Below are 12,979 nucleotides of genomic sequence, written 5' to 3'. Positions count from 1 at the left end.
CCCGCCCCTCCGGAGCCACACGGGAGCCACTGCTAAGTTATCCCCCGGCATTCAGAAAATCTAAGTGCCAAAAAATAAGATTTTTTGACTCCGTGTTGTATAACCCGCCATTCGTGGGTACCATTCAACGCGTACGCAAACAAAAAGGGTTAACCCGCGCGGCATGACCGCGCGGCCCACAAAGGAGGAAACAAGCATGTCGTCTTTGAAGCCGCTTGCAGATCGCGTCCTGGTCAAGCCCGACGAGGCCGAGCAGAAGACCGCTTCTGGTCTGTATATCGCCAGCAACGCTCAGGAGAAGCCGCAGCGCGGCACCATCGTTGCCGTTGGCGCCGGTAAGGTCAACGACAAGGGTGAGCGCATCCCTATGGACGTTCAGGTCGGCGACGTTGTCATCTACGGTAAGTTCGGCGGCAACGAGGTCAAGGTCGACGGCGAGAAGTATCTGCTGATGCGCGCCGACGACATCTACGCCGTCGTCGAGGCCTAGTCTCGTCAGAATCTCTGATTCGTCTTTGAACGCGCCCGCCGCATAGGACTCGGAAGCGGCGACGCGAGTCACATTTCTTTTGGAGGATTACCTACCATGGCAAAGAACATTACGTTCAACACCGATGCCCGCGCCAAGCTCGCCAAGGGCGTCAACACTCTGGCCGACGCCGTTACCGTCACCATGGGCCCCAAGGGCCGCTACGTTGCGCTGCAGCGCACGTTCGGTGCCCCGACCATCACCAACGACGGCGTTTCCGTCGCTAAGGAGATTGAGCTCGAGGACAACATCGAGAACATGGGCGCTCAGCTGGTGAAGGAGGTCGCCACCAAGACCAACGACACCGTGGGTGACGGCACCACCACCGCAACCCTGCTCGCTCAGGCTATCGTCAACGACGGTCTGCGCAACGTCGCCGCCGGCGCCAACCCGCTGGCTATCCGTCGCGGCATCGACAAGGCCGTCAACGCCGCCGTCGCCGAGATGAAGAAGCAGGCCAAGCCGGTCGAGACCAAGGAGCAGATCGCTTCTGTCGGCACCATCTCCGCTGGTGACCCCGAGGTCGGCGAGAAGATCGCCGAGGCCATGGAGGTCGTGGGCAAGGACGGCGTCATCACCGTCGAGGATTCCCAGACGTTCGACATCACCATCGACACTGTCGAGGGCATGCAGTTCGACAAGGGCTATGTTTCCGCTTACTTTGTCACGGACAACGACCGCATGGAGGCCGTGATGAAGGATCCGTACATCCTCATCACCGACCAGAAGATCTCCAGCGTTCAGGACATCATGCCTGTTCTCGAGGCTGTCCAGCGCGCCGGCCGTGGCCTGCTCATCATCGCTGAGGACATCGACGGCGAGGCTCTGCCGACCCTCGTCCTCAACAAGATCCGTGGCGCTCTCAACGTCTGCGCCGTCAAGGCCCCGGGCTACGGCGATCGCCGCAAGCGCATCCTCGAGGACATCGCCGTCCTCACCGGTGGTCAGGCTGCTCTGGACGAGCTGGGCGTGAAGGTCGCTGACATCACCGCCGATATGCTCGGCACCGCTAAGTCCGTCACCATTTCCAAGGACAACACCGTTGTCGTCGGCGGCGCTGGCTCCAAGGAGGCCATTGACGCCCGTATCGCTCAGATTAAGGGCGAGATGGAGAACACCACCTCTGACTTCGACCGTGAGAAGCTCCAGGAGCGCCTGGCCAAGCTCTCCGGTGGCGTTGCCGTCATCAAGGTCGGCGCTGCTACCGAGTCCGAGCTCAAGGAGATCAAGCACCGCGTCGAGGATGCCCTGCAGGCTACCCGCGCTGCTGTCGAGGAGGGCATCGTCGCCGGCGGCGGCGTCGCCTTCATGGACGCTGCTCCTGCACTCGACGCTGTCGAGATCGACGACCCCGAGGAGAAGATCGGCGTCGATATCGTCAAGAAGGCTTTGACCGCTCCGGTCGCCACCATCGCCAAGAACGCTGGCTTTGAGGGCGCTGTCGTGGTCGACAAGGTTGCCGAGCTGCCTGCTGGCCAGGGTCTCAACTCTGCCAACGGCGAGTGGGGCGACATGATCGAGATGGGCGTCCTCGACCCCGTCAAGGTCAGCCGCGTCACCCTGCAGAACGCTGCTTCTGTCGCCAGCCTGATCCTCATCACCGAGGCTACCGTCTCCGATGTCCCCAAAAACACTCAGCTTGAGGACGCTGTCGCTGCTGCCACCGCTGGTCAGCAGGGCGGCGGTATGTACTAAGGCCGACAAGGTCTAGAACTCCCACCGGGAATCCGGGGGCGTGACGGGGGTTTCTCTCCGGAACGTCCTCGGACATGCAAAGAGGCTCCGCATCGCGCTTCGCGCTGCGGAGCCTCTTTGCGTCCTGCGGAATATTCCGGAGAGAAACCCCGTCACGCCCCCGGACTTCCTGCGTTTACGGCCTTGAGGTCGGCGTGGGCGGAGGACGTGGTTGTTGGGGAGACATGTCCCGGTTGCTGTTTCGCGCTTTGCGCGAAAAGCGCATCACTTTGGCGTGGACGGAGAACGTGGTTGTCGCGTTAACTTGTCCCGGGCGTATTTCTGGAGCGTTTCCCCTCGCCATAAATTACCCTTGGCATACTTGCGCGAACGCCTGCTGGTGCTACACTAGCAATTGCTGTTTCAGGGCGGGGTGAAATTCCCCACTGGCGGTAAATCGGGCGGTGTCAAAGGGACGCCGTGGCGCAGGTAAAGTGCCTGCGACCGAGCCGATGAGTCCGCGACCCGTGTGTGCGTTGGTTCGTATGCCGGCTGAACTGGTGAGATTCCAGTACCAACGGTTAGAGTCCGGATGAAAGAGGCAGGTGATCTTATGTCTGAACAGTCGCAGCATATCCATTTTGAGAACACGAATAGGTGGAGCACCAAACAGCTCGTTACCATGGCGTTGATGTGCGCCTTGGGCGCCCTGTTTATGTATGTGCAGCTGCCTATCCTTCCCTCGGCGCCGTTTTTGACGTATGACCCGTCGCTGGTGCCGGCGATGGTGTGTGGATTTGCGTATGGCCCTGGTGCCGGCACCGCTGTTGCCGCTATGGCGATCGTTATCCATGCGCTTACCACGGGCGATTGGGTTGGTGCGCTTATGAACTTGGTCGCTACGTTGGGCTTTATTCTGCCCGCGGCGATCGTCTATCAAAAGATGCACACCTATAAGGGTGCCGTGATCGGCCTGGCGCTGGGCGTTATTGCCGCTACGGCGCTTTCTATGGTTGCGAATCTGACCATCGGCGTTTGGTTCTGGTATGGCTCGGTCGATGTGATCGCCCCGCTCATGATTCCTGCCGTGCTGCCGTTCAACCTCATCAAGACCGTGCTCAACTCGGTGTTGACGCTGGCGGTGTACAAGGCGGTCTCCAACCTCATCACACCCAAGAAGGACCAGGTCAAAGGCCGCGCATGATTGAGTGTCGGGGCGTTTCCTTTAGTTATGACGGTGCCACACCGGCGCTCGATGGCATCGATCTGAACATCGAGAATGGCGAGTTTTTCTGCATTCTCGGCGGAAACGGGTCGGGCAAGTCGACGTTTGCCAAGCATCTGAATGCGCTGCTGCAGCCCGATGCGGGCACGGTACGTATCAACGGTATGGATGCGTCCGATCCCGAGCTGGTCTACGACATTCGTTCGACCGCAGGCATGGTGTTCCAGAATCCCGACGACCAGCTGGTGGCAACGCTTGTCGAAGATGACGTTGCGTTCGGTCCCGAAAACCTTGGCGTGCCATCGGCGCAAATTGCGCAGCGCGTACGCGAGGCGCTGAAGGGCGTGGGCCTGGTGGGCTTTGAGCGCCACGAGACCCATGCGCTTTCGGGCGGTCAAAAGCAGCGTGTGGCGCTTGCCGGTGTGCTCGCCATGGAACCGCGCGTGCTCATTTTGGACGAGGCGTCCTCGATGCTCGATCCGCGCGGGCGCAAGGGCCTTATGAAGGCCTGTCACGTGCTGCACGAACGCGGCATGACCATCGTGATGATTACGCACTTTATGGAAGAGGCCGCCGAGGCCGATCGTGTCGCGGTGTTTCGGGCGGGGCGCGTTGCCATGCTCGGTACGCCCGAGGAGATTCTGACGCGGGCAGATGGGCTCGTGGAGCTCAACCTGGATATGCCGGCGTCGTGCTGCTTGGGCATGGCGCTTCGTGCGAAGGGCGTGCCCGTTCATGCGCAGGTGCGCGAGGCGGATATGGTCGCCGAGATTGCGCAGGTATATGCCGACCGGAGTGGGGAAGACACCGCAGGGCGGCCTTCTGCATCCGATTCTCGTGTGCTCGACAACGTCTCCTCTGCAACCGACGGGACAGCCGTGTCGGAGCCCGTCATAGAGCTATCCCATGTTTCGTACAGTTATTCGCTCAGTCCGCGCGAGCGCCGCCGCTGGCATAAGCGCTCGGCCGTTGCGGGCAAATCGAGCAAACAGGCTCTCTGGGGAAACGACCCCAGCAGCCCGTGGGCGCTGCGCGATGTATCGCTGACGGTGTGTCGCGGCGAGTTCCTGGGCTTGGCAGGTCATACCGGTTCGGGTAAGTCGACGCTGGTCCAGCATCTCAACGGTTTGATTCGCCCCCAGGAGGGATTCGTTCGCGCGCTGGGGCTCGATCTGTCAAACAAGAAAGACGCCGCCGCGGTTAAGGCCAAGGTCGGCGTGGTGTTTCAATATCCCGAGCGTCAGCTGTTTGCCGAAACCGTGACGCAGGACGTGGCGTTTGGCCCGCACAACCTTGGCTTGCCGCAAGATGAAGTCGACCGTCGCGTCGAGTCGTCGCTCTCGCGCGTGGGCCTCGACCTTTCCACGGTCGGCGACAAGAGTCCCTTTGAGCTTTCGGGCGGTCAGCAACGGCGCGTGGCATTCGCCGGTGTGCTCGCCATGGAGCCCGAAGTCCTGGTGCTCGATGAACCCATGGCGGGGCTCGATCCGGCTGCGCGCAGGGATTTCCTTGAGCTTATCGATCGGCTTCACCGCGATGGCCTGACCGTTGTCATGGTTTCGCATAGTATGGATGACCTGGCCAACTGCTGCGACCGCATCGTCGTGATGAACGAAGGTGCGGTGTTTGCCGAGGGAACCCCCGCGCAGGTGTTTGCACATGCCGATGAGCTCAAGTCGATCGGCTTGGGCGTACCTGCTGCTCAGCGCATGGCGTTGGCGCTCGCGGAGGCGGGCGTGCCGCTGCGTTGCGGCGGGCTCTATACGGTTGAGTCGCTGGCCGACGAGCTGGCAGATTTGCTGATCGGTCGCTCAGACGGTCCTTCTAACGTCGCGGACATTGCTAAATCCAAGACGGTCGCGCGAGAGGAGGGCTGCTAATGGAGGCGTTTTCGTTTGGCAGCTACTATCCCGGCGATAGTGCGATCCACCGCCTGGACCCGCGAACTAAGTTGCTCTTGGGCTTTGTGTTTCTGATCACGACGCTCACGGTCAGCAGCTTCCGCGGACTGGCCCCGGTCGCAATCTTCGTTGTCCTGATCTATACCGTGTCCCGGGTGCCGTTGCGCCGGGTCCTATCATCGATGGCACCATTGCTGGCGATTGTCGTGGTGGTCGCAGTGCTCAACCTGTTTTCCGACCAGAGCGGGCGCATTCTGTGGCAGCTTGGCTTTTTGCAGATAAGCGAGGGCTCGCTGCATTCCGCCGCCTTTATGGCGTGCCGCCTGAGCTTGATGATGGCCGGCATGAGCGCCATTACGCTCACCACGCCTACGCTCGACCTCACCGCGGGCTTTGAGCGTCTGCTCGCACCGTTTGCGCGCGTGGGGCTCCCTGCGCATGAGCTCGGCATGATCATGGGCATCGCGTTGCGCTTTATGCCGCAGTTTGCCACCGAGATGAAGCAGACGGCGGACGCGCAGGCAAGCCGCGGTGCACGCGTAACGGGTGGCCCGCTCGGCGGCGTGCGTATGCTCGGCAGTGTGGCGATTCCACTGTTCACGGGCGTGTTCCGTCATGCCGAGACGTTGTCTGCCGCCATGGATGCACGCTGCTATCACGGCGAGCAGGGCCGCACGCGTCTGCATGCACTTGCATTTCGCCGCGGGGATGCGCTGGCTGCGGTTGTGACGATGCTGCTGTTTGCGTGTGTCATCGTCGTCAACCTTCAACTTGTTTAGGCGCGATTCGAGCGCAAGAAAGGGGTCCCTATGACCGACAACGACCGCACGGCTCAGCTTGAGCGCGCCTGTTCGTATCTCAGGCGCATTCCGGCGTGGTATCTGGCCACGACCGATGTGACCGACGGGCATCAGCCTCGCGTGAGGCCGTTTTCGTTTGCCATGGTCGATGACGGTAAGCTGTGGTTTTGCACGTCGCGCGACAAGGATGTGTGGGCGGAGCTGAGTGCGAATCCCAAGTTTGAGCTCTCGGGCTGGAAGCCGGGGGAATGTTGGATCGTGTTGACCGGCGAGGCCGCACTTGAGGACGACGCGGTTGCGAGCGACAAGGTGCGTCAAGCGGGTTTTAAGCACATGGTGGGCATCGGCGAGGAACACGAGAGTGCCAACGACGGCCGCCTTGCTTTCTTTTCGGTCCGCAACATTGCCGCGCGCTTCTGTGATATCGACGGCAGCGAGGAGCGCCTGGAGCTCTAGAGCGTCTCAAATTAACTACCCGTTCCGAATTAGCTAGCGCCAGGAGGACACATGGACGGATTGAGTACGGTGTTGGAGTATCTGACGTCGGTGCCGGCATGGTATTTGGCGACGAGCGTTGACGGACAGCCTCATGTGCGTCCGTTTTCGTTTGCGCAGATCCAGGACGGCAAGCTGTGGTTTGTAACAGCGCGCACCAAAGATGTGTGGCAAGAGCTGCTGCAAAACCAGCGCTTTGAGGCCACGAGTTGGTGGCCGGGCCATGGCTGGCTCATCTTGCGCGGGCGTGCCGGCTTGGATGACCGGGCTTTAGGCGAAATGCGCGAAGCTGGGTGGAAGCATCTAGAGCGCCTGGGCGAGCACTATGAGGGGCCTAACGACCCCACGCTCGTCTTCTTTAGCGTCGAGGATCCCGAGGCTTTTATCTGCAATCACGACGAATGGGTGCCGGTCGAGCTCTAGCCAGCTGGCTCATCCTAACAACTTGGTTTTCGCATGGGCGGGCCCCGTATTGCCCGGCGCCGTTAGGAGCGCCGGTCAATACGGGGCCCGCTCCATTTGTCAATTCCTTCAAGCGAATGTGTCGGGAATGTTTCAATGCATGAATATGCAAGCCATTTACGTATTCATGCATCTTTTGGTGCTAAAGTTTCAACCCACTTCATAACGACCGCTGCGAAATGCGCATCGGTGCATAAATCGCAGACAAGGAGTCTGATATGTCTTTGAAGGTTGGAATCGTCGGCGCGGCTGGATATGCCGGAGCCGAGCTCATTCGCCTCGTCCTCGGTCATCCCGAGTTTGAACTTGCTGCCATTACGTCCAACGCCGATGCCGGCCAGCCGTTGTCTGCGGTGCACCCGAGCTTCACCGGCGTAAGCGATCTTGTCTTTACGACGCATGATGCCCCTGAGCTCAAGAACTGCGACGCGGTCTTTTTGGCCGTGCCGCACACGGCTGCCATGGCACAGGTGCCCGCGCTGCTTGCATCGGGCGTCTCCTGCTTTGATCTTTCGGCCGACTACCGTCTGAACGACGCGTCCGTTTTTGAGGCTTGGTATGCCGCCGAGCATACGAGCCCCGAGCTGCTCAAGACCCGTGCCTTCGGTCTGCCCGAGCTGTTCTGCCAGGACTTGGAGACCGCCGCATCCGACCATGCCGACGGCAAATCCGTGCTGGTCGCCTGCGCCGGTTGCTATCCCACCGCAACGAGCCTTGCCGCCGCGCCCGCCGTGCGCGCGGGCTGGGTGGCCGAGAACGGCCCCGTGATTGTCGATGCCATTAGCGGCGTGACGGGCGCCGGTAAGTCCTGCAACGCCCGCACCCATTTTTGCAGCGCCGACGAGAACTTGGAGGCCTACGGCGTGGGCAAGCATCGCCACACGCCCGAGATTGAGCAAATCCTTGGCCTGACCGATCGCGTCGTCTTTACCCCGCACCTGGCACCGCTCAAGCGCGGTCTGCTCTCCACGGTGACGCTGCCGCTCACGCCGCAGGCTCTCGATACCTTGACCCTTGAGGACGTTGTCGACCATTACAAGCAGTTCTACGCCGGTCGCACCTTTGTGCGCGTGCTCGATGCCGGCCAGCAGCCCAAGACGGCTTCGGTCGTCGGCACCAACGCTGCCCAGATTGGCCTCGCGCTCAACAAGCGCGCGGGCGTGCTGGTGGCGACGGGTGCTATCGACAATTTGTGCAAGGGCGCTGCGGGCCAAGCAGTCCAGTGCGCCAATATCGTCTTTGGCTTTGACGAGCGACGAGGCTTGCCCACAGTGGCGTGCCCGGTGTAGCACATTCGATTGTTAACGATTTGGTAGTCGGGCATCGAATGGGGCGCCACTCTTAAGCTGGTCTCATGATCACGACTGGCATGGCGCACCAACCGATGTCCGTTTTTTGTTTGACATAAGGAGTCATAAAGACGATGAATACCGAGCTGTTTGATATCAAGATTCGCGCCGTCGAGGGTGGCGTTACGGCTGCGGCTGGTTTTAAGGCTGCAGGCATCCACGCTGGGTTCCGCAAGAACCCCGAGCGTCTGGATTACGCGCTCGTCGTGCCCGATAAACCCTGTCCCGGTGCTGGCGTGTTTACCACCAATCGCTTTTGCGCGGCGCCCGTGCAGGTGAGCCGTGCCAACCTGGGCGGTACCGACAAGGGGTACGGTATCATCGCCGGCATTTCGGTCAACTCTGGCAATGCCAACGCCGCCACGGGCGAGACGGGCCTTGCCTGCGCGCGCGAGACGTGCAACATCGCCTCGCAGGTCATCGGCTGCGAGCCCCAGCAGATTCTGGTTGCCTCCACGGGTGTGATTGGCCAGATTCTGTCGATCGACACGTTTGAGACCGCCATTCCTGCTGCCTACGAGGCGCTCTCCGCCCACGGTGGCGCCGATGCCGCTCGCGCCATCATGACGACCGACACGCACTCCAAGGAGTACGCCGTATCCTACGTCAGTGAGGCTGCGGGTCATGCGGGCAATGTCTATACGGTAGGCGGAATGTGCAAGGGCTCGGGTATGATCATGCCCAACATGGCCACCATGATCGCAGTTATCACCACCGATGCCCCCGTCGAGCCTGCGGCACTTCATGCCCTGCTGCTCTCGACCGTCAAGCAGACCTTTAACAAGGTAACGGTCGATTCCGACACCTCGACCAACGACACCTGCATCATGCTTGCCTCCGGCGCCGCTGCCGCAGATGCCGAGCCTATCGTTGAGGGCTCCAATGCCTTTGACGAGTTGGCATTTGCCGTGCACGAGGTGTGCGAGAGCCTGGCGCGCAATATCGCCGCCGATGGTGAGGGCGCATCCAAGCTTGTTACGGTCAACGTTACCGGCGCCGCTAACGACGAGGAGGCCGATATCGCCGCCCGTGCCGTTGCCAACTCGCCGCTCGTTAAGACCTGCATCGCCGGCCACGACTGCAACTGGGGCCGCGTTGCCATGGCGCTTGGCAAGTGCGGCGTGAAGTTTAATCAGGAAGACGTTTCCATCGACATGATGGGCATGCCTGTCTGTCGCGACGGTCTGACTGTTCCCTTTGACGAGGACGAGGCTCTACGACGTTTTGAGGCGCCCGAGATCGTGATCTCGGCCGACCTGGGCGCAGGCGACGCGGCAACGACCGTGTGGACCTGCGACCTCACGCATGAGTACATCTCCATCAACGGCGACTACCGTTCCTAGATTCCAGGCACGCTGCGCATCTTGCCGCGATTGCGGACAGCGGAGCACGGCGCGATAACGATACGAAAGACGAGGCAGACTATGAAATTCGCACGCGATTGTCGTTCGAGCGAATCCAACGAAGCAACCGCGCAGCTGCTGTTCGAAGCGCTGCCGTGGATTAAGAACCTGACCGGCAAGACGGTTGTTATCAAATATGGCGGAGCCGCCATGGTCGACGAGCAGCTGCGTCGCGACGTGATGAGCGACATCGTCCTGCTTAAGATCATCGGCATGCGCCCCGTTATCGTGCATGGCGGCGGCAAGGCTATCAACGAGGCGCTGAGCCACTATGACATCCCCGTCGAGTTTAAGAACGGCCAGCGCGTGACCACGCCGGCGACTATGGATATCGTGCGCGAGGTGCTGGGCGGCAAGGTTAACCAGGAGCTGGTTGTCGCCATCAACCACCACGGCAACCTGGCCGTGGGCGTGTCGGGCAGCGATGCTGGCACGCTCATCGCCGAGCCGCTCGACCCCGAGCTCGGTCGCGTGGGCAAAGTGACGCACGTTAACACCGACTATATCGAGCGCTTACTCGATAGCGAGTACATCCCCGTCATCGCTACCGTCGCGGCGGGGGAGGACGGCGGTTTCTTCAACATCAACGCCGATACCGCCGCCGGTGCCGTTGCGGCGGCGCTCCATGCGCATAAGGTGATCTTTTTGACCGATGTCGACGGCCTGTACAAGGACTTTAGCGACAAGGATTCGCTCATTTCCAACCTGACGCTCGACGAGGTTAACGAGATGCTCTACGGCGGCGAGGTCGATAAGGGCATGATTCCCAAGCTGCGTGCTGCCGTCGATGCGCTTGCCGGAGGCGTATTTCGCGCTCACATCATCAACGGTACCACGCCGCATTCGCTGCTGCTGGAGCTGCTGACCGACGCCGGCGTCGGTACCGTGATCCACTCCACCGAGACGGCTTACGAGTTCGATACGCATCCGCATCCGCTTTCGACCTTTGCGGCGCGTCTGGCCGAGAACCTCGACGAGGTCGAGAAGCTCCAGACGGTCTAGCTGACCGCAGCCGCCCAATTCCTGCACCCATAGGCCTGCGCCGTCCGGCGCTCAACGAAAGGCATTCCATGTCACTTGCAGCTCAGCAATCGCTTGAATCCAATTACGTTATGCATACCTTTGGCCGCTCTCCGGTCGAGTTTGTCGAGGGTCACGGCATGAAGCTCACCGGCGACGATGGCCGTGAGTACCTCGACTTTCTTGCCGGCATCGGCGTGTGCAGCCTAGGTCATGGTGACCCGGCCGTGCTCTCGGCGCTCGAGGCACAGACCAAAAAGCTCATGCATGTCTCCAATTACTTCTACATTGAGCAGCGCGGACAGGTCGCGGCGCTGCTGTCCAAGCTTGCTAACGACGACGTAGATGGTGCGCGCGTGCTTGCCGATGCCATTGCCGCCGGCGATGAGACCACGGCAGCTGCTCTTGGTGCCCCGGCTGCGGATGAGCAGGTTTGGGAGACCTTCTTTGCCAACTCCGGCGCTGAGGCCAACGAGGGCTCGATGAAGCTCGCGCGCCTGTACGCCAAACGTGCCGGTAACGGCGGCAACACTATCGTGTGCATGCGCGGCGGCTTCCACGGCCGTACGCTCGAGACCATTGCCGCCACCATGCAGGATTGGCTGCAGGATAGTTTCCGCCCGCTGCCGGGTGGCTTTGTGGCCTGCACGCCCAACGATATCGATGAACTGCGTGCGATCTTTAAGCAGCTGGGGAGCGAAATTTGTGCCGTGATGCTCGAGCCGATCCAGGGTGAGAGCGGCGTGCACCCCATGACCGAGGAGTTTATGGCGGCAGCGCACGACCTGGCACACGAAGTGGGCGCCGTGCTTATCGCCGACGAGGTCCAGTGCGGCATCTTCCGCTCCGGCAAGCCGTTTGCATTCCAAACCTATGGCGTGGAACCCGACATCATGAGCCTTGCCAAGGGCATTGCTGATGGCGTGCCCATGGGTGCCGTCGTGGCAAAGAAGGAGATTGCCGACGTGTTTAAGCCGGGCGACCACGGCTCGACCTTTGGCGGTAGCTGCTTGGCCATCGCGGCGTGTGCCGCGACGCTCTCCGCGCTCGTGCACGGCGATTATGCCGACCATGTTGCCAAGGTAGGCGCCTATATGGAGGCAAAGCTCGCCAAGCTGCCGAACGTGACCGAGGTGCGTGGCCGCGGCTTGATGCTCGGCTGCGATCTGGACGATACTGTGGGTGATGCACACGACGTTGTGGCCCGTGCATTGGGGGCTGGTGCCGTGATTAACGCTACGGGTGCCCATACGCTGCGTTTCTTGCCGCCGCTCGTCTGCGAGGAAGCCGACGTGGACAGTCTGATCGAGATCCTGTCGGACGTTTTGGCCTAACACAGCGAAATAACTTAACTTTGACCGGGTTCCGGACTGCGGACGTGCCCTATGTGGCATGATTCAGCGGTCTGGAGCCCGTTTTGCCTTAGATTTGCTAAGGCGGGGAGACCTGCTGGTCAAATAACATTAAATATGAGTACTGTTACCGATTTGGTCGCAGCAATTTTGGACTAATAAGACCAGATGGCAAGTCGAAATGGCGATGAATGCACGATTTTGATCCAATTGCTAGTCCTTATAATGGACATATGTTTCGTAACTTAAGCAAATACTATCTTTTGATATGTTGTAAGCAAGGTGGCAGTACTCATTTTTGCCATTTTCTGGCCACGGCCTTTGTGACAGTCGTGCTGGCGGGTTCGAATCCCATGAAATGGGCCCAAAAAAGAAAGGCTCCCATTGCTGGGAGCCTATCAAATCAGTGGTGGGCGATGAGGGATGTCGCGTGCGGCTGACGCCGCCCGCTTTCGCTTCGGGCCTGCGGCCCTCGCGTGCTGCGCTGGAAAACGCTTCGCGTTTCCTCAGCTTCGCACCCTGTCGGGTTCGAATCCCATGCGCTGGGCCCAAACAAAAACGGTCCCCTTGCGAGGACCGTTTCCAATTCAATGGTGGGCGATGAGGGATTCGAACCCCCAGCCTTGTGCGTGTAAAGCACCTGCGCTAACCGTTGCGCCAATCGCCCGTGCGGAGAGAGTATAGCAAAACAATCGCCTCATTCACCTCATATCCATTAAAGGTAACCGACGCGTGTCACAGCCCTTGATTCTCATCTTCATTGCAACAG

The 12,979-nt window shown here is 60.5% G+C and carries 11 protein-coding genes, 1 tRNA gene and 1 riboswitch; of the genes, 11 read left to right on the top strand and 1 reads right to left on the bottom strand.

What is annotated here, in order from left to right; translation table 11 throughout:
- The first annotated feature begins 196 nt into the window (after nucleotides 1-196).
- The 11 genes from groES to DW850_RS09600 all read left to right on the top strand — a co-directional run bounded on the left by groES (nucleotide 197) and on the right by DW850_RS09600 (nucleotide 12,192).
- Nucleotides 197-490 (top strand): co-chaperone GroES, encoded by a 294-nt coding sequence (groES, locus tag DW850_RS09650; RefSeq protein ID WP_040358989.1) that lies wholly within the window; start codon nucleotides 197-199, stop codon nucleotides 488-490.
- Nucleotides 491-586: 96 nt separating this feature from the next.
- A complete protein-coding gene (gene groL, locus DW850_RS09645) occupies nucleotides 587-2,224 on the top strand; it encodes a chaperonin GroEL (protein WP_117786925.1) in 1,638 nt (545 codons plus the stop codon).
- A gap of 394 nt (nucleotides 2,225-2,618) precedes the next feature.
- A riboswitch (FMN riboswitch) is annotated at nucleotides 2,619-2,811 on the top strand.
- A 5-nt stretch (nucleotides 2,812-2,816) separates the two neighbouring features.
- The gene (locus DW850_RS09640; protein WP_117786924.1) at nucleotides 2,817-3,407 is read left to right on the top strand and encodes an ECF transporter S component; all 591 of its coding nucleotides are present in this window, start codon (nucleotides 2,817-2,819) and stop codon (nucleotides 3,405-3,407) included.
- Nucleotides 3,404-5,308 carry an energy-coupling factor transporter ATPase gene (locus DW850_RS09635; protein ID WP_117786923.1) on the top strand — a complete coding sequence of 635 codons (1,905 nt, stop codon included), beginning with the start codon at nucleotides 3,404-3,406 and terminating at the stop codon, nucleotides 5,306-5,308. The genes DW850_RS09640 and DW850_RS09635 overlap by 4 nt, the downstream gene beginning before the upstream one ends.
- The gene (locus DW850_RS09630; RefSeq protein WP_055252301.1) at nucleotides 5,308-6,108 is read left to right on the top strand and encodes an energy-coupling factor transporter transmembrane protein EcfT; all 801 of its coding nucleotides are present in this window, start codon (nucleotides 5,308-5,310) and stop codon (nucleotides 6,106-6,108) included. Before DW850_RS09635 ends, DW850_RS09630 begins: the two co-directional genes overlap by 1 nt.
- Before the next feature lie 30 nt (nucleotides 6,109-6,138).
- Nucleotides 6,139-6,585 carry a pyridoxamine 5'-phosphate oxidase family protein gene (locus DW850_RS09625; RefSeq protein WP_117563813.1) on the top strand — a complete coding sequence of 149 codons (447 nt, stop codon included), beginning with the start codon at nucleotides 6,139-6,141 and terminating at the stop codon, nucleotides 6,583-6,585.
- A gap of 51 nt (nucleotides 6,586-6,636) precedes the next feature.
- The gene (locus DW850_RS09620) at nucleotides 6,637-7,047 is read left to right on the top strand and encodes a pyridoxamine 5'-phosphate oxidase family protein (protein WP_117786922.1); all 411 of its coding nucleotides are present in this window, start codon (nucleotides 6,637-6,639) and stop codon (nucleotides 7,045-7,047) included.
- Between the two features lie 257 nt (nucleotides 7,048-7,304).
- Nucleotides 7,305-8,375: an N-acetyl-gamma-glutamyl-phosphate reductase gene (gene argC, locus DW850_RS09615; RefSeq protein ID WP_117770107.1), complete on the top strand. Its 1,071-nt coding sequence runs from the start codon at nucleotides 7,305-7,307 to the stop codon at nucleotides 8,373-8,375.
- A gap of 134 nt (nucleotides 8,376-8,509) precedes the next feature.
- Nucleotides 8,510-9,778, top strand: a complete 1,269-nt coding sequence (gene argJ, locus DW850_RS09610; RefSeq protein ID WP_199570231.1) for a bifunctional glutamate N-acetyltransferase/amino-acid acetyltransferase ArgJ — start codon at nucleotides 8,510-8,512, stop codon at nucleotides 9,776-9,778.
- A gap of 81 nt (nucleotides 9,779-9,859) precedes the next feature.
- Nucleotides 9,860-10,840, top strand: coding sequence for an acetylglutamate kinase (gene argB / locus DW850_RS09605; RefSeq protein WP_117786920.1), 981 nt, complete (start codon nucleotides 9,860-9,862; stop codon nucleotides 10,838-10,840).
- Between the two features lie 68 nt (nucleotides 10,841-10,908).
- Nucleotides 10,909-12,192, top strand: coding sequence for an aminotransferase class III-fold pyridoxal phosphate-dependent enzyme (locus tag DW850_RS09600; protein WP_117786919.1), 1,284 nt, complete (start codon nucleotides 10,909-10,911; stop codon nucleotides 12,190-12,192).
- A gap of 609 nt (nucleotides 12,193-12,801) precedes the next feature.
- Here DW850_RS09600 and DW850_RS09595 read toward each other — a convergent pair.
- Nucleotides 12,802-12,877: transfer RNA gene (locus DW850_RS09595), tRNA-Val, on the bottom strand.
- Nucleotides 12,878-12,979: the final 102 nt, after the last annotated feature.

It is taken from the genome of Collinsella sp. AM36-4AA, from assembly GCF_003467795.1.
Lineage (GTDB): Bacteria > Actinomycetota > Coriobacteriia > Coriobacteriales > Coriobacteriaceae > Collinsella.
The sequence above is the reverse complement of the archived record's forward strand: the minus strand, read 5'-3'. Positions and strand labels throughout refer to the sequence as shown.

Bases quoted from the DNA above. Each gene is read 5' to 3' on its own strand.
- DW850_RS09620 (WP_117786922.1), top strand. From the start codon at position 6,637: ATGGACGGATTGAGTACGGTGTTGGAGTATCTGACGTCGGTGCCGGCA.
- groES (WP_040358989.1), top strand. From the start codon at position 197: ATGTCGTCTTTGAAGCCGCTTGCAGATCGCGTCCTGGTCAAGCCCGAC.
- DW850_RS09635 (WP_117786923.1), top strand. From the start codon at position 3,404: ATGATTGAGTGTCGGGGCGTTTCCTTTAGTTATGACGGTGCCACACCG.
- DW850_RS09625 (WP_117563813.1), top strand. From the start codon at position 6,139: ATGACCGACAACGACCGCACGGCTCAGCTTGAGCGCGCCTGTTCGTAT.
- argC (WP_117770107.1), top strand. From the start codon at position 7,305: ATGTCTTTGAAGGTTGGAATCGTCGGCGCGGCTGGATATGCCGGAGCC.
- DW850_RS09640 (WP_117786924.1), top strand. From the start codon at position 2,817: ATGTCTGAACAGTCGCAGCATATCCATTTTGAGAACACGAATAGGTGG.
- DW850_RS09600 (WP_117786919.1), top strand. From the start codon at position 10,909: ATGTCACTTGCAGCTCAGCAATCGCTTGAATCCAATTACGTTATGCAT.
- argB (WP_117786920.1), top strand. From the start codon at position 9,860: ATGAAATTCGCACGCGATTGTCGTTCGAGCGAATCCAACGAAGCAACC.
- groL (WP_117786925.1), top strand. From the start codon at position 587: ATGGCAAAGAACATTACGTTCAACACCGATGCCCGCGCCAAGCTCGCC.
- argJ (WP_199570231.1), top strand. From the start codon at position 8,510: ATGAATACCGAGCTGTTTGATATCAAGATTCGCGCCGTCGAGGGTGGC.
- DW850_RS09630 (WP_055252301.1), top strand. From the start codon at position 5,308: ATGGAGGCGTTTTCGTTTGGCAGCTACTATCCCGGCGATAGTGCGATC.